Here is a 19,530-nt window from a genome sequence, read left to right as displayed (position 1 = left end):
AGGAGTTATGAGTTTTATCTCCCTCCTGCCTCAATGCCCAATGCCCTATGCCCCATACCCCATGCCCAATCCCTTAAGTGCGTAACTTTCTTTTACATTATATCTGTTTGGTTTTTCTGAAATCTGGGAAACAGATACACTTCAAGTATTTAATTAGCTTTTGATAGTGATAGAAAAGCCTAACAATTATGTCATAATTTTTAACGTATATTTAAGATTTCTCCTCTGCGAGGCCCTAGCCATGAACGAACCAGATGTTGAGACTCCGGTGTTAGACCGCTACGAGTGTCGCGCCTGCGGTTATGTTTACGAACCTGAGAAGGGAGACGACAAGCATGATATTCCTTCAGGGACACTCTTTGCAGAACTGCCCACAAATTGGCGTTGTCCAGTTTGTAGTGCTAAGAAAACCGCTTTTGCCAACATTGGGCCGGCGGGTACTGCATCCGGCTTCAAAGAAAATCTCGGTTACGGTTTGGGTGTCAATAACCTAACGCCAACCCAAAAGAATATCTTAATTTTTGGCGCTTTGGCCCTTGGCTTCTTGTTTTTTATCAGTCTCTACGGCTTACAGTGACAGCCGTCATTTCCGAAACGGGGAGTTTGCTGTGTAACTAAAGTTACATAAGTAGTTTTACCAGTTCCGTAGAGCGCCTATAGCCCTCAATACCATATTGGGTTAATAATTTTTGGAATTTTTGAAAAGCTTTTTAATCTAAAATCCAAAATTTAAAATCCAAAACTGGTATAAGGTAAACCTTTTAGAGAACACCTACAGAAATTTAGAAACAACTTAAGAAATACTAATGCATTCAATTGTGAAAAGTTGGCAACGAATAGCTGCCTTGTTAATAGTAGTCATCATGTGCATCGGTTGTAGCAAAGTTCCTTCTGTGAGCTACAACCCTTGGAAAGTCATTTCTGTGCCAACAGACTCGAATTTATTGGATATTGCTTTTACTAAGAACCCTGAACATGGCTACTTAGTAGGTAGCAATGCCACCCTATTGGAAACCAATGATGGTGGTAATACCTGGAAGCCAATAACTCTGCAACTGGATGAACAAAAGTATCGCTTTGACTCAGTAAGTTTTGCAGGCAAAGAAGGCTGGATTGCCGGAGAGCCTGGACTGTTGCTGCATACAACTGATGAAGGTGCTTCTTGGTCGCGTATTCCTCTAAGTGAAAAGCTACCAGGTAGCCCGATCGCAGTTAAGGCACTGGCAGATAATACAGCTGAAATGGCTACTGATGTGGGAGCCATATATAAGACCACAGACGGCGGCAAAAACTGGAAAGCCCAGGTGGAATCAGCAGTCGGTGTAGTGCGTAACTTGGAACGTTCTCCTGATGGTAAATATATTGCGGTTTCCGCTAAGGGTAGTTTCTACTCGACTTGGGAACCAGGGCAAGAAGCTTGGGTACCTCATAACCGTAATAATTCTCGGCGGTTAGAAAACATGGGCTTTGCGGAGAATGGGCAATTGTGGTTGATAGCTAGAGGAGGTCAAATTCAGTTTAGCGATCCAGCTAAACCTGAAGAATGGCAAGAGGCAAAATATCCAGAGTTATCCACCAGTTGGGGTTTACTGGATTTGGCATATCGCACACCTGATGAAATTTGGATCGGTGGCGGTAGCGGTAATTTGCTACGGAGTAGCGACGGTGGTAAAACCTGGGAAAAAGACCGTGAGGTAGAAGAAGTTGCTGCTAATTTGTACAAGATTGTGTTCTTAGAGCCAGAACGCGGATTTATAATTGGTGATCGCGGCGTTTTGCTCAAATATCTCCCAAATCCTCAAGCAGCTTAATTGGAAATGGGGAATTGGGAATTGGGAATTGGGAATTGGCATTGAGTATAGTTATTCCCCTTGTCCCCCTGCTCCCTGCTCCCTGCCCCCTGCCCCCTGCCCCCTGCCCAATCCCCAGTCCCTATTTCTGAGAAGAACTTTGCAACTTGTAACTCTTTCTTAACTTTGTAGGATAATAAACTCAATAACACTCTATGTATAAGGTAGGGAAATAAATGTCAGGTACCACTGGAGAACGTCCGTTTTCGGACATCATTACTAGCGTTCGTTACTGGGTAATTCACAGCATCACCATTCCAGCATTATTTATTGCTGGTTGGCTATTTGTTAGCACCGGGCTGGCTTATGATGCTTTTGGTACACCTCGTCCCAATGAGTATTTCACACCAGCGCGGCAAGAAGTGCCAATTGTGAAGAACCGTTTTGAAGCTAAAAAACAAGTTGAACAATTTATTGGAAAGTAGTTTTAGATCATGACTAGCGGCAATAACATCAATCAACCAGTTACCTATCCCATTTTTACCGTTAGATGGCTGGCAGTACATACATTAGGTGTACCAACTGTATTCTTTTTAGGCGCGATCGCCGCAATGCAATTTATTCACCGTTAGGAGCAATTATGGTAGAAAGATCGCCCAATCCCAATAATCAGCCGGTTGAACTAAATCGGACTTCGCTATACCTGGGACTACTACTAGTTTTCGTTCTGGGGATTCTGTTTTCTAGTTACTTCTTTAACTAACTGGAATTACTCTTGTTAATCTTTGTTTATTGAGCCTGTGTTGATTTGTTGTTAAGGGAGGAGAAAAGCTGTGTCTGGAAGTGGGAGAATTCCCCTGTGGGTCGTCGCTACGATCGCAGGTTTAGGTATAATTACAGTCTTGGGCATTTTCTTTTATGGTGCCTACGCCGGACTCGGTTCTTCGATTTAACATTCGTTAGTTTGAACCGAATACTATAAGTTAGAACTTTCTAGCATTTGTTGAGAAATCAACTTTAAAAAAACCGCCTATCTCATAGAGACAGGCGGTATTAATTTTGGACAATAGTCATTTGTCATTAGTCATTTGTAAAAAACAAATGATTAATGGCTACATTAGCTGATATCGTCGCTTTCAATGTATAAAAACAGAAATGCGAAGGTTATACCTGGTAAAACCCAACCAATGATGGGAACGAGGATAGAAGGCAAAAAGGAAGCTGCCATAATAAAGGTTCCTGCTAAATAACACTACAATTCAAAATGAGCTTACTGCAAATCCTGCCAGATTTTTTAAATTCTAAAGATTTTTAACACAGCCCGTCTTGGGAGACAGGGGGCAGGGAGCAGGGGGACAAGGGGCAGGGAGCAGGGGGACAAGGGGCAGGGAGCAGGGGGACAAGGGGAATAACTATACTCAATGCCAATTCCCAATTCTCAATTCCCAATGCCCAATTCTCAATTCGCTGAGTTACATACCCAGTAGTTCATCTAGCTGCAAGTTTGGCAAGTCTGGAGGAATCACGGTTCGTACTATTGTGACTTTGTGGCTTTCTTCTAAGGTTGTCAGATCGAGTGCGATCGCTTCTATGCGAATTTCCAAACAGCCAAAGGGAATCTTTAATTGGGTCATTACTTCCAATTCTCCTAATACATTAGGTTGCAAATTTGTCAATAAATGGGGCCCATTTAGTAACCAGCGAGTTTGACAGTCTTCAACCCATAACTTCACAACTACTTGAGGAGGTACTTCAGGCAGTACTACGCGCACGATGATAAATTTGTTGGCGATTAGTTCACCTTCTGGTACATGTAGTTGCGGAATTGGTAGAGGCTCAATAGCTCCCGCAGTTATGGAGCGAGAAGAGGATAAACCTAACAGTGGTTGCGTCTCTTCTTCCAAGGAATAATTATTCGTTGCATCGGCTTCTAGTTCACTATCTGTATCATCTACAACGATTTCTTGCGCCAACCAAGCTGACGCTATATTTACTTTTATCGGAGGAGGCGGTGGTGGTAATTGTCTTACCAGAGCCGTTGAAAGTGCTGGCTCAAATACTTTTTCTACTACCGTATTTTCCACTGCCTCTAAATCAGCTTCCTTTGCTGTGTCTGCTTCTTCTTCAAAATTCCCAAGCTCAAAAACCGACTCTTGAGCTTCTTCTTGCCTCCCAGTGTCAGCATCCAGACTTAATGGCAAGTTGACATCAACATCGGGTGTTCCAGCACTAAGTAAAAGCTGAGTCTTCTGGGCTGGAGCATAGCTATCCTTGTCTTGAGGTTCTATTTCATTGATAGATTCAGGCAAAGAATATCCTTGACTCTGCATCCACTTCCTCAGCAGGGGAGATGAATAGAGGTTGCTTGTTGCAATAATTTGTGAATTTGGTTGAGTTTCTACCTCAGCAACAGATTCCTCCTGAGATGGTACATTTGGTTGGGTTTCTACTTCAGTAACAAATTCCTCTTGAGATCGTGCATCATCTACTACTAATTCAGGTGTATTTTTATCTTCAGCTACGATTACATCCAATTGCGGTATATCTTCAGATGCTTGAATTTCCAATTGATCTGGGGGGACGTTATTTTTTACTTCTTCTGCTTCATCTGGCAAAGCTTGTACTCGTTTCAAGTATGGAAAAGTAGTATCGAGTATTGGCATTCGACGTTGCTTGATGGCTAACTGCTCTAAGTTGATAGCAGGTATAGTAATATCCTTTTTTAGAAGCTCCTCTTCTGTAGGGGATTCTGCAACAACATCTGTGGGAGGGTTGACATCGATTTTAACAGGTGGCAATTTCGGCAATTGAGGCGAAGTGCCTGAATTTTTAGATGTCCGCAGAGTGTTTTCTCGCAGAACTTGCAGGTTAATTTGTGGTGGTAGGGCTGTATTTGGAGATGGATTGAGTATTTGGGACTGGTCTGTTTTTGGAATCTTGACTAGATTGAATAGTTTCAAATCGATCCTCACAGTAGTCTCTGGCTCTGTGAAAGCATCAGGCGAGTCCGATAGGGCTATGGGGTCATTTGATGTACTAGGTTTTGCTGCGGCTGTGATTGCCAGTAGTTCTGTTACATCTGCTGTAATGGTGAAGGACTGGCTGGCTAATCGGATAATTTGATCGACATCAGCGAATCGACCATACAAACTGATATCTGCCAATATTAACTTTGATTCAAAGTCAGCAGGAATATCAATTGACGTATTGATAGTGAAGGGCAATTCCTGATCTGGTAAGTGCTGTACCTGGGTTAAGATTTTTGACTCTAGGGGCGATCGCAATTCAATTCCTAGTTCAAGCGATCGCAGGCTTTTTGGGGATGATGTTTCAGCCTGCTCTAAATGTATATTGTCTTTAAATTCTATGCGTCCATTGATTGTAAGAGCTTGTCCCCAACGAGCAATATAAGTATCTCGATCTAAAGTTAACAATAATGGTGGTTCTGTTGCTGGAAAATCTTCTTCTGTTTCATCATTGGGAAGCAGTTCAGAAGTGGGTAAAGCTAAATCTATTAAATTTTGTAAAATTTCCTCTGCCGTCTCACCTTTGAGCCATACAGGACTCACAGGCTCATCGATAACTACATCTTCTTCCGTTTTATCTTGCAGAACAGTGGCCGCAAGGTTAGTGTTTGTAGCAATTGCCTGTTCTGCGGTAACTGCGATCGCTTCATCTAAGTTAATTACGGGTTCTGCTAGAGCAATATCCAAGTTTCCTTCATCTGGAACAACTGTTGTAACAAGGTTGCTGTCTGTAGTAAGTTCCAGTACTGTGGAAACTGCGATCGCTTCATCTAAGTTAATTACGGGTTCACCTGGTACAGCATCTAAGTTTCCTTCATCTGGAACAACTGTTGTAACAAGGTTGCTGTCTGTAGTAAGTTCCAGTACTGTGGAAACTGCGATCGCTTCATCTAAGTTAATTACGGGTTCTGCCGGTACAGCATCCAAGTTTTCTTCATCTGGGACAACTGTTGTAACAGGGTTGCTGTCTGTAGCAATTGCCTGTTCTGCGGTAACTGCGATCGCTTCATCTAATTTAATTACAGATTCTGCTGGTACAGCATCCAAGTTTTCTTCATCTGGAACAACTGCGGTAACAGGGTCGCTGTCTGTAGCAATTGCCTGTTCTGCGGTAACTGCGATCGCTTCATCTAAGTTAATTACGGGTTCTGCCGGTACAGCATCCAAGTTTCCTTCATCTGGAACAACTGTAGCAATTGCCTGTTCTGTGGAAACTGCGATCGCTTCATTTAAGTTAATTACAGATTCTGCTGGTACAGTATCCAAGTTTTCAGAAACAGTATCTGCCGGTTCGAGTAAATTTGATTCTATTTTTTTCCTTTGCTCTGCTTTTTCTTCTTGGGACAATACTTGAATTTGGACACTGTATTGCCAAGGTTTACCAAACAGATCGGACATCAAATCGCCGCTACAGCGCAACTCCCAAATCCCCGCATCAAAATAGGTAAAAGGAATTACCGCCATTAAGCCTTCTGAATTAGTGCGACGCGATCGCTTGAAAATTCGCCGCGTTGGTTGAATTTCGTGGGTTGAAGAGTGAGTTACTCGCACTTCTACATCTGTATTAACAAGACTAGAACGAGCCAAAACTCTATACTGCCCTTCCAAAATTCCCAAATTTGGCGATTCTAGGATATGCCACGAGCGATCGCCTTGTTCCTGTATCAGAAATTGCCAGTGTTCCATTGTGAGTGATGCCCAGACCGACGAGCCGCCGAGTAATATTGTGTATTAACTTGCTTGCAAGTTTACCCCAGTATTTTGCAAATGCACCCCTTAAATGGCTATCTAGTTTACTCAGCTTTACTTACTCGACTTCTAACCCTTTAACTACTAGTATCAATAGATTTTAAATGAATTGCCGTATTGCTTGTATGTAAAGCTTTTGTTGCTTCTTAAATATTAACTTTGAGGCTATCGATTGCTGAATTAAGGGGGATGCAATGGATAGCGGCGGCTGTCTCTGCTCAAATTAACGCGAATATTTTTGTATTATTTTTTACTGAAATGCCCAATTTACAATAGACACAACATACAATAAAAAATTAAGATTTACTTGACAAGTGTTAGTAAATTGTGATTTTCCACATTTTCGCTACGAAGAGGTAGGATTTGGCTTTTAAGTGTCCTGTGCGATCGCCTCCGGTGGACGTAAAGCCTCATCGCAAATTACAAACTTAACCGTGCAGCACGCGCCTGAACTACCGAAAGCGGTTCCAGGACGTATCCTCACCTGAGTGAAATGTGGGTGACAATAAGGATTTACAGGAGGGATTCGATGCTAGTCATTTTAATGGACGAGCAAATCCTTGCCCCTGAGCAAGTTTGCCAGTCTTGTTTACTCGCTGACAGGAGCGGTCAACCCCGTTGGCGTGGAGGTGAACTGCGCTGTGGTCAAGCTATTCGCAAACTTACTCAACAGCAGCCAGACCAGTATGAGTGTATGATGGGCTTTCGCGTCGCCCATATAGAATAGTTAGTTTAATTTGCCAGCAAAACCAAGCAACTGCGTTATCCTAAGCTCAAGTAACTATATAAATTTAACCACAGGAGAACGCATAATGTCTTGGCGCGGATCTACAACTGTTTCAGATCGGATTTTTGCTTGTTTGCCTTATTTACTACCTTTAATTGAGGTTTTTGTATTTGGCAGATATTTGTTTTCAGATTTTCCACCGCTACAACTATTGTTTCTGCCGCTTATACCATTGTTGAGAATTTACTACGGTGTGCGTTATGCAGGAATGATTATTTTCTTTGCTTTATTTTTGCTGGTAGTCAGAAACGAAAAAATTAGTCACTTTATTCGTTTCAACACCATGCAAGCAATCCTTTTGGACATAATTATCTTTTTGTTTAACATCCTCACTGATGTTGTGGGGCTAATTCCCGTTGGTGGTTTTGCAATCCAAACCCTATCCACAACCATTTTTATCGGCATAGTGGGAGCAGTTGCATATTCAGTCATCCAGTCCGTAAGTGGGCGTTATGCGGAAATTCCAGCGATTTCTGATGCAGTGTATATGCAAGTACGCTAATACATTAACGAGTCACAACGGTGTTTTCCAGGCGACCAATACCTTCAATTTCGACACGGACGCGATCGCCTGGATGCAATGGACTTACACCCTCTGGCGTACCCGTAAGTATCAAATCACCGGGTAATAGCGTCATAACCTGGCTAATGTAGGAAACTATAACATCAGGGGAAAACACCATCTGATCAATACAGGCGGATTGAACTGGGTTAACGTCATCATTCACAAAGGTCTGCAATTTTGCGCCTGGATTTAACTCCCGCACAATCCAAGGGCCCAAAGGACAGAAAGTATCAAAACCTTTGGCTCGCGTCCATTGACCATCTAGTTTTTGTAAATCCCGCGCTGTTACATCATTAGCGATGGTATAGCCCCAAATTTTTGTTTGAGCTACCTCTGGTGTACATTCAAAGGCATAATCACCAATTACTAAAGCTAACTCTCCTTCATAGTCAACCCTTTGCGACTGCGGAGGATACTTAATTTCCTTCTCAGAGGGAATGATAGACGTGGGTGGCTTGAAAAATATTAGTGGCTCAGAAGGTACTGGAGTTCCCATTTCAGCTGCATGATCTGCATAATTCTTACCCACCGCCACAATTTTTGAAGGAGCGCAAGGAGCCAGAATTTGGTAATTTTCTGGTGTCAAAGTTAAATCAGTGGGTTGTCCTTGCAACCAGGGCGGTGCATCTAGCACCTGCACATTCAGGGATAGTTGTAGTATCCCATAGTAAATCTGTCCTTCTTGATTTTGAATTCGCACATAGCGCTGCGCCATAACCTTGATGAATATCCTTTTATCTGCGATTAGAACTGTGAGCGGGTAGCAATTTTCAGTGAGCTTTTTAGCAAATCGATTTAGCTTTGAGCCTGAAAGCCGCTATAGATGCTTTTAGAGAAATATCCTTACTAGCGTCTCCTCACTCCCCTAGCGGTTCAGCAAGAGGCTTCTTTTGGAATCAGCTAAAGGAATCTGAGGGTCGCCTCACGACCTAGCTTTCATTAGGGACATCCAAAAAATCCAAACTTCGGCAATTTGGTTAATGATTCAAATTTAAAACTGGTAAGATTATAGTTCCTTGTTGCTTCCGATGTTGATTAATACTGGCATTTAAAATTTAAATCAAGTATAAATTAATATCAGCAACCGTTTTTGTCCATAAGGAAACTAGAAAATATGACTACAAGTTACGAAACAATGTACATCCTGCGTCCTGACCTGGGAGACGAACAGGTAGAGCAAGCAGTTATTAAATATCAGAATTTGCTTCGCGAGCAAGGCGCTGAGGATATTCAAATTCAAAATCGTGGTAAGCGTCGTCTAGCTTATGAAATTAAAAAACACCGCGATGGTATTTATATCCAGTTAAACTACACTGCGCCTGCAACTGCGATCGCTCCCTTTGAACGCGCCATGCGTTTGAGCGAAGAAGTAATTCGCTATTTGACAGTTAAGCAGGAAATTGGAGAGGAAAAACCCCCTAAAGAGGAAAAGGAAAAGCCGACTAAAGTAGCTGCACCTGTCTAGGGGGCAGGGAGCAGGGAGCAGGGAGCAGGGGGCAGAAGAGAAGTTACAGTAAGTCTTTCCCCAATTCCCAATTCCCAATTCCAAATTCCCAATTCCAAATTCCAAATTCCCAATCCCAAATTCCCATTCAGTAAAATTTTGTCTTTTTCTTTTTCCGTGACTTATTTGGGAATGCTAAATTAACAAATACTTGCCAAAGGTAGTACTCCCGCAGTTATACCTAAGAGTGGACAAGATTCTGAATGGGAGCTTTAAGCTACTGTGAGCCAATCTGATACACCCAATATTCAAGTTCTCTCTACGGAAGTGTCGCAGCTACGCCAAGAGTTGCAACTTCGCGATCAATTAGTACAACAACTATCTCAAGAACTCTTCCGGCTAGTAAAAGGTAATACTAGTTTTATGCCTCAGCAGCCGGAAATTGAGCGTGATTCGTCGTCAAACCAGTTACAAGCTTTACAAGAACAACTCCAAGCTGTAGAACAGCAGGTGGCGTTCTACCAAGAGCAAATTACAACTCGTGACTCCGAAATTTACCAATTGCGACAGTCAGTTCAAGAACTTACAGATCGCACTCGGATGTTAGAGCAAGTAGTACAAGAGTTGCCTCAAATTTACCGTCGAAAGTTTGAGGAGCGGATGACACCAGTCAGAGAAAAAGTAGCAATGCTACAGCGGGAAAATCGCCAACTGCAAGCAGAACTGCAAAGTGTGAGTTACCGTTTAGCACTCAAAACTCGCAATGCTAGTCACAGTGGGATTGATTTGCCAAATTTTCCCCGCCCAGCGTCGGAACAAACTAACATTTCGACTCCCCAAAATGCCTAAAATTGCCATGATGCTGGCTGGAATCTTGAAGATATAGAAACTAGCACGTAAAGGCAAGAATAACTATACAGTTAGAAATAATGTAATGGCTGATGTTTTAACCTTGCTTGCCTCTTATCCTTATCCTGTGGTTGCTATTTTGCGAATTGGTTCAGAATCGCTAATATAAAACACTCAATTGGATGGTTTAAGAGGCTTGTACTTTATCCTACGCTAAATCCGCGTCAGGATGGGTAATTTAGTGATGGTAGCAAGTTACATATAGGAATCCGGTTTGATTTGGAGAAACTATCCGTAGGATGGCTTGATCGCTAACGCCTTCAGCATCTCCATTTCTGAGAAGGTTGCCCTGCTAGCCAAGATCCTACCTATCTTACTTTTAGTTGAGTTGTATTTATTGAAAATCAAACAATTAGCCTAAAGTTTTTTTTAATAACCTCTAGCTTTAAAAGGCTGGAGAGTACCATTAGAAATTGCATTTGTTTTAACCGATTTCAGTCATTTTCTACTAAACATGGTTTAGGTAAATTTGCTTTCGAGTTCAACAAGAAGATTTATTTGTCTACTTACTGATACTGCCTAACTACAAAACTATGAGCTTTCCTCAACATTCTTTTCTAGATAGAATGAAAGACCAGCCTATTAGCACCAGACTGCAATCTTTAAAGATGTGAGGAAAGATATGAGCATATATTTAGAAAATGTGAAAAAATGCAAATATTGCTTGACTTCACCATCCTTCTAAAGGTAGATTTATTTTTTAAGCTGCTAGCATCAGACTTTTATCTTTGAAGGCGGTAAAAATATCTTCATAAGTATTAAAAATTTCAAACACGGTATCTAGTTGAGTAAGTTCCAAAATTAGCCGTACAGGAGCTTGTACGTTGCATAAAACCAAACGACAACCACTTTGGCGTGCAGATTTTAGCCCTTTTACCAAGGGGACTAACCCAGAACTATCCATAAAATTAACTTCTGCTAAGTCTATAACCCAGAGTTGATGAGATTGGGGAACTATTCCAGACATTTGTTCGCTCAAAGCCATACCGCCTTCTAAATCTATGCTTGCTTGGGGTTTGAACAAAATCACTTCAAGTTCTTGTGTAGGAGTCATAAATTTAACAAGGTAGTTGGAATACTTGACTAGAAATCGAAAAATGACATAAATACCTCTTCTCTTTCAACGGCAAAATGACTGTTTTACCCAGATATATTAAGGGATTGCAGCCGTGCAATTGAGAGGAATTATTTCAGTATTCATGCCGTATAATTTATGATAACTTTCATAAATATATGCATAAGCTCCTAATAATTTCGGTATCAACCGTATCTTTTACAAGATTTTCATAACTTAACCAGGTATTTATAAAGTATTTGTAATTTTTTTTTATTTATTTTTAAATAAAATTAAATTGTGGTAGTGGATGCTAAAGTCTTCCATAGCTAATACTGGAAAACTAATAGTTTCGATAGAGTATAAGTTATGGATTACTCAGAATTAAACTCATGAGCGAATGAGTTAATGTAGCGGTTTGATTGACACCCTACCTAAAAACAAGCAAAAATATAGTAAAAGTAAAAATTTGTAAAGACGGCGGTGCGGAATGTCTTTAGAACTGATTTCACTAGAAAATATCCAGGAAGTGGCCCATAGTTACGGGTATTGGGCAATTTTCTTGGGAATTTTGCTAGAAAATTTAGGCATTCCCCTTCCTGGTGAAACCGTGACCTTAGTGGGCGGGTTTCTAGCTGGCAGCGATGAACTAAATTACTGGCTGGTTCTGGGTGATGCAATTATGGGTGCTGTAATTGGCGGCACTTGTGGCTATTGGATTGGTAGAGTTAGCGGTTGGGCTTTTCTGGTAAAAGTTGGTAGCATATTTCGGATTTCTGAAGTGAGGCTGCTGGCTATTAAAGAGCAATTTAGTCAAAATGCTGCTAAAGCAGTATTTTTCGGTCGTTTTTTAGCCTTATTGCGAGTTTTTGCTGCACCACTAGCTGGTATAGCCGAAATGCCTTTTGGAAAATTCTTTTTATACAATTTATTAGGAGCAGTTGCTTGGGCTAGTTTGATGGTGACATTAGCTTTTTTTGCTGGCAAGATTGTCTCTTTAGAACAATTAGTTGCTTGGGTGGGTCAATTTGCGATCGCAGCCTTACTGATCCTCGCTACCTTAATTGTTGTACCCCTGTGGTTAGAGTCTCGTCAAGTGAAGGAAGCGAGTAGTGAGAAGTGAGGAGTTAGGAGTTAAAGTAAAAAGTTATTTTTTTAATTTTCACTTTTGCATTTTAACTCCTAACTTCTAACTCCTAACTCTTAATAACTGCTAACTTTTAATTTGTTTTGACCAAATACGAGTTGGTAGCCCCCAAACATAGATAAACCCTTCAGCAGCTTTGTGATCGAATTGGTCTTCGGCTCCATAGGTTGCCAAATCGGGAGTATAGAGGGAATTATCACTCGAACGCCCAACTATTGTGGAGTTCCCCTTGAATAGCTTCACTCGCACAGTTCCAGAGACTCGCTCTTGTGTCTTTTGAATAAAGGCATCCAGTGCAACTTTGAGTGGACTGTACCACAGACCGTTGTAAACAATTTGGCTGTAAGTTTCTTCGATACCACGCTTGTAATGGGTGACATCTGCTGTCAAAGTCAAGCTTTCTAAATCTCTATGTGCCTGAATTAGCACTAACATCGCGGGTGATTCGTAGATTTCCCGCGATTTAATGCCTACCAGACGGTTTTCAATCATATCGATTCGTCCAATGCCGTGATTTCCTACAAGCTGATTGAGTTGTTCAATTAGCTCAACTGGCTTTTTAGCTATGCCGTTGATCGTCGTGGGAATGCCACCGTGAAAACCAATTTCGATGTACTCAGGCTCATTAGGAGTATCAGCGATCGCTTTGGTCATCTCATAAATTTCTTCTGGTGGCTCAAATGAAGGATCTTCCAGACTACCCGCTTCAACACTACGACCGAGCAAATTTTTGTCAATGCTGTAGGGAGAAGATTTTTTGACTGGTGAGGGGATACCAAACTTCTCACCATAAGCGATGGTTTCCTCACGGCTCATGCCCCATTCTCTGGCTGGTGCGAGGATCTTTAGGTTGGGGTTTAAAGCAGTGACAGAGACATCAAAACGAACCTGATCGTTACCTTTACCGGTACAACCGTGAGCGATCGCATCAGCACCATATTTTTCAGCCGTTTCTACTAATACTTTAGCAATCAGTGGCCGGGCAAGAGCAGTTCCTAAAGGATAACGATTTTCATAAAGGGCATTGGCTTGAATCGCTCCAAAGGCGTAATCTTTAACGAAGCTGTCTTTGACATCTGCCACGAGTGATTCACTTGCACCGGATTTCAAAGCCTTTTCTCGAACTGGCTCTAATTCATCTCCCTGACCTAAATCTGCTGCTAGGGTAATCACCTCTTCCACACCCCACTCCTGTTTGAGATAAGGGATGCAAACGGAAGTATCCACTCCACCAGAATATGCCAAGACAACCTTTTTGGCGCGACCCATTTATTTCTCCACTTAGGACAACAAAGAATGAGTCATTATTATATCTGAACTAATCCAGGTATATTTTATTCATGCAACTGAATAATAAAATTCCCAACATCGTAGAGAAGTCGGGAATCTGAGGCTTTCAATTTTTATAAATTCAATAGGATTGCGATCGTTTCTAGACAAAAATTCAAGTCAGGGAGAGGTTCATTGAACTTACATTAAACTGCATTGACCTGTAAATATTAAAATTTACAGGGTGGAATTAGCCACCCTGTTTTAAATAAATGCAAATCAACTGCCTAACAGTTTATTCTTGATGATCTGGTTTAAGCTTTTGTGCTTGATGGTCTAGAAGATCCTATCTTTTTACCCAAGAACAAACTCAACCCGAATACAGACAATCCAAGCATCAAACTTGGCTCTGGAACACTTGTATAAGTGACAGTTTGAATACCCGCACTAGTTGAATCATTCAAATCTATAAAACTGTCACGGAAGACATTAAAAGTGCTAGGTGTAAAATACAACCCTAACCCGGCTTGGTTAAAAATTGTTCCCGAAAAGTCGGTGAAAACTGACGCAAAAGGATCATCCGCTTCAGTGTATAACTTTCCACCATAGTTAGCAGAAATCTTTAAACCTTCAGCGATGGTTACTTCTTGATCGTCTGCTGCTGCTGCTTGGTCGAATGAAAAAGTGCCTGTGAGAGTTTTATCATCGTTAAAAAAATTATAAGTTAGGGCTGCTGCTTGAGCAGGCATAGTCTCGCCTAACGAAAAAATCAAAGCAGTTCCTAACGTTGCAGCTGCTAACTTCTTGAAGATGGAGTCAATCATTTTTTCTCTTGATAAAAGAACTGGTGCAAAAATACCGCAATAGTTTTATGAGATAGAGACGTGTTAATACACGTCTCTGCAACATAGTTAGTGTTTAGTGAAGCGGCGTATTCAATTTACAGACTTACCTGCGATCGCAGTTTTCATGGCTTGGAAGATATGACTCTGATCGACTACACCCCGGACACCAGGTGCAGTGTAAGTACCAGAACTATCTGTAAACTCAAGCTTTTGTCCAAAGGATCGAGTCAAAGTTGATGAATAAGCACCCTGGTAGTAAACAGGTACAATCCGGCGGCTATGGCTACCCCAGAGGTACTTGTAATTTGGATCTGCTCCCCAGAAGTGACCAGCGTCTTTAGGGTTGTGCTTGTTGAAGGTAATATCCTTAGCGTTATACTTCAAGCCTCTAGCCTGATTAGGATCGGGGTTAGGGGTCAATTTAGAGGCAAAGTCATCATTCAGAGTCAAGTAGTGGTCATGATCGGCAGTCACAAGAAGTAGGTTCTTACTCCAACCACCATGATCTTCTACCCAAGTAATGACCTGCTGGACTGCCTTATCAAAATCATTCATGGTACCAATCAGGTTATCCATGTTGTTATCATGAGCAGCCCAGTCTACATCACCTCCCTCAACCATCAACCAAAAACCGTCTTTGTCTTTACCTAGAACTGTTAAAGCTGCTTTAGTCAGATCGGCTAAAGTCGGGTTTTCGTTAATCTCTCTGGCGATAAAGCTAGCATCGGTTTCACCGGGAGCTAGAGGACGGACAGTATCAGGTGTGGGGCCAGAAATTGGGTTCCCTGCTGCATCGACGACAGGAACACAATCCCCAGATGTACCAGGAATAATCTGACCTGATGGACAGGGGCTTACACTCCTAACAACGGAGCTATAGAGTGAGCCGTTGTTCAGACCTGTCAAACTGTAGTCTCCCTTAGAAGAGCTAGTAGGAAGGTTGCCTTCTTGCCCACGCGCACCGTATAGACCAAATAATTTGTCTCCCTTATTGGGATCGAGTTTAGCAGCGGTGTTTAGCAGTGTCTGAGTTGCATTAGGGCCACGTTCCAAAAAGGTATAGCCGTAACGATTGGACGTAGGGTTATTGCTGAGATGTTGATAAGTGTCTTCTGTAATATACGTATAGTTAAAGACACCCTCTGCGGTACTTGTACTACTTTTATTGTCAAAGTCTTTCGGATGACCGCCACCCAACAAAACATTAGGCTGAAAGTTTAGCAATGTCTGTTGCAGAATACTGTCTTGGTTGGTCTTGGTGGGGTCATACTTACTATCATATTTGCTGCGACGATTTACAAAAGAAGCCGCAGCACCAGGCGTTGCATGGCTAATGGGTACGGAAGTAACTAATCCTGTAGACTTATTATTTTCCTTGGCAATTTCCAGGATTGTTTTCAACTTTTTCTCGTAAATATCTACACCCATCGCGTTGTTAAAGCTCTTTACGCCGGTATAAAGAGTCGTAGCGGTGTTAGCAGAGTCGGGATAACTGTGTTTGATGTACTCTGTGTCATAAGTTCCAGCATTAGCAGGGGTTAGAGGAATCCAGGGAACAGGGCCGCCCTTACTAGGGTCGTAACCTGTCAAATTACCATCTGCCAAACTGTTACCATCAAGGCGATCGCCTGGATTAAAAGGAGTTGGCTGGAATGAGAAGTTGGGACGAACAGGACTTGCACCGGTGAATGTATCAGACCCATCCAGAGCAGAGTTACCTGTTAGGTGGGGCTGACCTGTTGGTTTAGCTGGTGTATTTCCTTGAATTGTTGTGCCGTAAGTAGTCACCAATCCATATCCAGTTAGCTTTTGGAAGCTAAGACCTGAACCTTTACCACTAGTGTAAAAAGGAGCGCCTTTAGCAACTGCTGCGGCCCGGGCCATATTCCAACCCATACCATCGCCAATCATGATAATTACGTTAATTCCATTACCAGCGGCCATAGTCGGCTGAAAAACAGAATTACCAAATACCAGCAGAACAGTACAGAGCAAGCCAGTCATGGCAAAGCCTAGCGATCGCTTGTACTTTCGCAAAAGTGAAATCATTGCAATGTGCCTTAAAGTTAATTGAGTAAGTGTTAGCTGTTAATACTGATAAAAATTTGGTTCTAGGTGAGTAGCACCAAAGTCTGAGTGTGTAGGAGTCACATCTGACTGAGTAGAGGCTGTGACATGATTTGGTTTAGTAGCTGTTGCTGGTTGTTGATTTGATGTTCCCAAGAACAACAAAGCTGCCAAAACGACACCAGATATAAACCAAACCAAGGTACGTTTGTACTGTTTTAAGAATGAAATCATTGGGGATTTTTGAATGGAATTCATCATCAATAAACCTCTTAGTAAATAATCTCTTGCTATGTTTTGACAATTAAAAGTAATGTCAAAAGACATAATTTTAAAATGCTAACTTAAGTAATTTTTAGGAAAATTGGTAAAAATATCCAGATTTTATTTTGCTTTATCAGGAGATAGCATTAAAGCTAAATCTTGATTAAATAAAGGATGAATTGGCAGTAACGAAGGTTTTTTACAGCTAGTTAGCTGCAAAGTTAATTCCGTAATCTGAAAATTTTTTCGGATGTGATTTTCCAGTTTATTGAGTAAGCGATCGCGTTCTTGGATAGTTGCACATTCAACTGTTAAATTGGCACAAAGCATGACTTTGTTTAAGCTAAGTGCCCAGATATGGAGCTTTTCTACTTGCACAATGCCAGGAAAGGATTTGAGAGATATTTCCACTTCAACAGGGTCAATTGATTCTGGTGCATATTCCAAAAAAATCTTTAAACTTTCTCGCACTAAAGGTAAAGCACTTAAGCCCGTAAAAGTTGCAACTAGTAAACTAATAGCAACGTCTGCCCACCACCAATCCCAAAGATGAACTGTTAAAGCAGCTATAATTACGCCCACAGAACTAGCGGTATCAGCAATGATATGAAGCAAAGCCCCCCGCAAGTTTAAATCGTTGTGGGTATGGGGATGAAGCAAAGTAATATTGAGCAGATTAACAATTAAACCTAACACGGCAATCCCTAACATTGGTAAGGCCAAAATGGTTGCTGGATGTTGCCAACGTTGAATAGCTTCCCATGTGATAAAAGTAGCGATCGCCAGCAAACCTAATCCATTCAATAAAGCTGCTAAAACTTCAATTCGCTGATTTCCAAAGGTTGCTTTTTTCTTAGCTGGTTGCTGTGCTAAAAAACTAGCAAGTAGCGATATTGCTAATGCCGTAATATCTGATAAAATGTGCCCTGCATCCGCCTGTAAAGATAAACTTTGACTCCATAAACCCACACTCCACTCAGCAATGAAAAAAACAGCAAGTAAACCTACTGTTATCCATAAAACTCTTGCTTTATGCTGATTATTAGCTACTTTTACAGAATTATCTGTACATTTACACCATTGAAGTGGAAGCATTACTTAAAAAACCTTTTTACAGCACAGTAGTATCTTAAAAAATTAAACCGATCGGATTTGTGGTGGCATATTGTTAACTCCAAATCTCACTTATAAAATATTGTTTTTGACCCGAATATCCTTAAAGACCTTGTTTCTCATAGTTTGTTATAAATTCCTAATTAATCTCTTATCAAAATATGTTTTTGTGGATTCATAAAAATGCAAAAACTATAACAAATATGTCTCTATAAAAAAATTATCGTACTTAATTTAAGAAATGGTAATGTTTTTGTTAAAAATTAAAAATATAAGCAGATTAATACTTACAATTTTCAGCGAAATTAGCAGCAATAATCTTGTTAGTAATTTGTTACTAATTATACACAAGTTTATTTATAATCAAAAGTTGCGATTAACTTCGATGTTCTTAGAGATAATGATAACCATTATTTGTTCAGAATCTATTAAGGAACAGTGTAAGTATCGCATGTGTCCTATTCTGGAGATGGATATATAGTGTTGTGGGTGAGACTGTGTTTTTCAGCGTTGTGATACCTACTTATAATCGCCAACCGATTTTAGAAAAGTGCCTCCGCGCCTTGGAGGTGCAAGAGTTAAGTCAGCCAACGGTTACTAATTACGAGATTGTCTTGGTGGATGATGGTTCGATTGATGGCACATTGGAGTGGTTAGCAGCACACAAAGAAGAGTTTCCTCATGTGCGATGGTTTGAGCAAGATCATGCAGGCCCAGCTGCGGCGCGGAATTTGGGGGTAGAACAGGCGCTCGGAGACACAATTATCTTTATTGATAGTGATTTAGTGGTGCTGGAGAATTTCTTGCAAGCTCATGCTAATGCATTATTGCAGGGACAGGAGAAATTGGGGAGCGATCGCTTTTTCACTTACGGAGCAGTTATTAATACTTGCAATTTCAATAACCCAACGGCTGAACCCTACAAAGTAACCGATTTTTCAGCAGCTTTTTTTGCTACGGGAAATGTAGCAATCCCTAAGCATTGGCTGGAGAAAGCCGGACTTTTTGATACCAGTTTTCAACTCTATGGCTGGGAAGATTTAGAATTGGGTGTGCGGCTAAAAAAACTAGGTTTGACACTAATTAAATGTCCAGAAGCCGTAGGATATCATTGGCATCCAGCATTTAAATTAGAACAAATTCCCCGATTGATTGACCAAGAAGTTCAACGCGGACGTATGGGAGTTTTATTTTATCAAAAGCATCCTACATGGGAAGTACGAATGATGATTCAAATGACTTGGCTGCATCGCTTACTTTGGGGAATTTTGTCGCTCAATGGTGCGCTAAATGAACGGACAATGGCTCCATTATTGCAATGGCTAATTAATTTAGGTAAACCGCAATTAGCTTTAGAAATTGCTCGAATTTTTCTCAACTGGTATAACGTGAAGGGTGTCTATGAAGCCTATGCTGAAATACAGCAAGTATCGTGATTAAAAATTGATTTCTGCTTATCGAAAATAAGATTGCGATCGCTCTACCTATAGGCAAATTTCAG

Annotated in this window: 21 protein-coding genes; 12 read left to right on the top strand and 9 right to left on the bottom strand. The window is 41.1% G+C overall.

The features are described 5' to 3' along the window. Positions 1-241: 241 nt before the first annotated feature. The 6 genes from RMZ41_RS20335 (at position 242) to RMZ41_RS20310 (ending at position 2,743) form a co-directional block, all read left to right on the top strand. Positions 242-577 carry a rubredoxin gene (locus RMZ41_RS20335; RefSeq protein WP_322639868.1) on the top strand — a complete coding sequence of 112 codons (336 nt, stop codon included), beginning with the start codon at positions 242-244 and terminating at the stop codon, positions 575-577. 229 nt (positions 578-806) lie between these two features. Next, entirely contained in the window at positions 807-1,811 is a 1,005-nt protein-coding gene (locus tag RMZ41_RS20330) for a photosynthesis system II assembly factor Ycf48 (RefSeq protein WP_322639867.1), read from the top strand. A gap of 215 nt (positions 1,812-2,026) precedes the next feature. Next, entirely contained in the window at positions 2,027-2,275 is a 249-nt protein-coding gene (gene psbE / locus RMZ41_RS20325; RefSeq protein WP_012411800.1) for a cytochrome b559 subunit alpha, read from the top strand. A gap of 9 nt (positions 2,276-2,284) precedes the next feature. Next, positions 2,285-2,422 carry a cytochrome b559 subunit beta gene (psbF, locus tag RMZ41_RS20320; protein WP_012411801.1) on the top strand — a complete coding sequence of 46 codons (138 nt, stop codon included), beginning with the start codon at positions 2,285-2,287 and terminating at the stop codon, positions 2,420-2,422. Between the two features lie 8 nt (positions 2,423-2,430). Further along, positions 2,431-2,553, top strand: coding sequence for a photosystem II reaction center protein L (locus RMZ41_RS20315; protein WP_012411802.1), 123 nt, complete (start codon positions 2,431-2,433; stop codon positions 2,551-2,553). Positions 2,554-2,623: 70 nt separating this feature from the next. Further along, the gene (locus RMZ41_RS20310; protein ID WP_012411803.1) at positions 2,624-2,743 is read left to right on the top strand and encodes a photosystem II reaction center protein J; all 120 of its coding nucleotides are present in this window, start codon (positions 2,624-2,626) and stop codon (positions 2,741-2,743) included. Positions 2,744-2,907: 164 nt separating this feature from the next. Here RMZ41_RS20310 and RMZ41_RS20305 read toward each other — a convergent pair whose 3' ends face one another. Next, complete coding sequence (locus tag RMZ41_RS20305) at positions 2,908-3,018, bottom strand: photosystem I reaction center subunit VIII (RefSeq protein ID WP_322639866.1); 111 nt, start codon at positions 3,016-3,018, stop codon at positions 2,908-2,910. A 244-nt stretch (positions 3,019-3,262) separates the two neighbouring features. Then, positions 3,263-6,502, bottom strand: coding sequence for a hypothetical protein (locus RMZ41_RS20300; protein ID WP_322639865.1), 3,240 nt, complete (start codon positions 6,500-6,502; stop codon positions 3,263-3,265). Between the two features lie 592 nt (positions 6,503-7,094). On the opposite strand from RMZ41_RS20300, the gene RMZ41_RS20295 reads away from it, so the two are divergent. Both RMZ41_RS20295 and RMZ41_RS20290 read left to right on the top strand, forming a co-directional pair. Further along, positions 7,095-7,292 (top strand): hypothetical protein, encoded by a 198-nt coding sequence (locus RMZ41_RS20295; RefSeq protein WP_114080391.1) that lies wholly within the window; start codon positions 7,095-7,097, stop codon positions 7,290-7,292. Between the two features lie 85 nt (positions 7,293-7,377). After that, a complete protein-coding gene (locus RMZ41_RS20290; protein WP_322639864.1) occupies positions 7,378-7,854 on the top strand; it encodes a Tic20 family protein in 477 nt (158 codons plus the stop codon). A gap of 4 nt (positions 7,855-7,858) precedes the next feature. Here the strand turns inward: RMZ41_RS20290 and RMZ41_RS20285 are convergent, their stop codons facing one another. Beyond that, entirely contained in the window at positions 7,859-8,632 is a 774-nt protein-coding gene (locus RMZ41_RS20285) for a fumarylacetoacetate hydrolase family protein (RefSeq protein WP_322639863.1), read from the bottom strand. Positions 8,633-9,031: 399 nt separating this feature from the next. On the opposite strand from RMZ41_RS20285, the gene rpsF reads away from it, so the two are divergent. Beyond that, positions 9,032-9,382 (top strand): 30S ribosomal protein S6, encoded by a 351-nt coding sequence (gene rpsF / locus RMZ41_RS20280; protein ID WP_322639862.1) that lies wholly within the window; start codon positions 9,032-9,034, stop codon positions 9,380-9,382. A gap of 261 nt (positions 9,383-9,643) precedes the next feature. After that, entirely contained in the window at positions 9,644-10,210 is a 567-nt protein-coding gene (locus RMZ41_RS20275) for an Npun_F5560 family protein (RefSeq protein ID WP_322639861.1), read from the top strand. A gap of 760 nt (positions 10,211-10,970) precedes the next feature. Here RMZ41_RS20275 and RMZ41_RS20270 read toward each other — a convergent pair. Next, positions 10,971-11,324: an STAS domain-containing protein gene (locus RMZ41_RS20270; RefSeq protein WP_322639860.1), complete on the bottom strand. Its 354-nt coding sequence runs from the start codon at positions 11,322-11,324 to the stop codon at positions 10,971-10,973. Positions 11,325-11,814: 490 nt separating this feature from the next. On the opposite strand from RMZ41_RS20270, the gene RMZ41_RS20265 reads away from it, so the two are divergent. Continuing rightward, positions 11,815-12,447, top strand: coding sequence for a DedA family protein (locus RMZ41_RS20265; protein ID WP_322639859.1), 633 nt, complete (start codon positions 11,815-11,817; stop codon positions 12,445-12,447). 90 nt (positions 12,448-12,537) lie between these two features. On the opposite strand, the gene RMZ41_RS20260 is transcribed toward RMZ41_RS20265, so the two are convergent. From RMZ41_RS20260 to RMZ41_RS20240, 5 genes are all read right to left on the bottom strand, one after another. Then, positions 12,538-13,740: an argininosuccinate synthase gene (locus tag RMZ41_RS20260; protein ID WP_322639858.1), complete on the bottom strand. Its 1,203-nt coding sequence runs from the start codon at positions 13,738-13,740 to the stop codon at positions 12,538-12,540. 314 nt (positions 13,741-14,054) lie between these two features. Next, complete coding sequence (locus RMZ41_RS20255) at positions 14,055-14,564, bottom strand: PEP-CTERM sorting domain-containing protein (RefSeq protein ID WP_322639857.1); 510 nt, start codon at positions 14,562-14,564, stop codon at positions 14,055-14,057. A gap of 111 nt (positions 14,565-14,675) precedes the next feature. Beyond that, a complete protein-coding gene (locus RMZ41_RS20250; protein WP_322639856.1) occupies positions 14,676-16,634 on the bottom strand; it encodes an alkaline phosphatase in 1,959 nt (652 codons plus the stop codon). 39 nt (positions 16,635-16,673) lie between these two features. Continuing rightward, positions 16,674-16,886, bottom strand: coding sequence for a hypothetical protein (locus RMZ41_RS20245; RefSeq protein WP_322639855.1), 213 nt, complete (start codon positions 16,884-16,886; stop codon positions 16,674-16,676). A 150-nt stretch (positions 16,887-17,036) separates the two neighbouring features. Next, positions 17,037-18,011, bottom strand: coding sequence for a cation diffusion facilitator family transporter (locus RMZ41_RS20240; protein WP_322639854.1), 975 nt, complete (start codon positions 18,009-18,011; stop codon positions 17,037-17,039). 515 nt (positions 18,012-18,526) lie between these two features. Here RMZ41_RS20240 and RMZ41_RS20235 point away from each other — a divergent pair. Further along, positions 18,527-19,465 carry a glycosyltransferase family 2 protein gene (locus RMZ41_RS20235; protein ID WP_322639853.1) on the top strand — a complete coding sequence of 313 codons (939 nt, stop codon included), beginning with the start codon at positions 18,527-18,529 and terminating at the stop codon, positions 19,463-19,465. Positions 19,466-19,530 lie beyond the last annotated feature (65 nt).

The sequence above is a fragment of the Nostoc sp. DedVER02 genome, assembly GCF_034530675.2.
Taxonomy (GTDB): Bacteria; Cyanobacteriota; Cyanobacteriia; order Cyanobacteriales; family Nostocaceae; genus Nostoc.
This window is presented reverse-complemented; position numbering and strand designations above follow the sequence as displayed.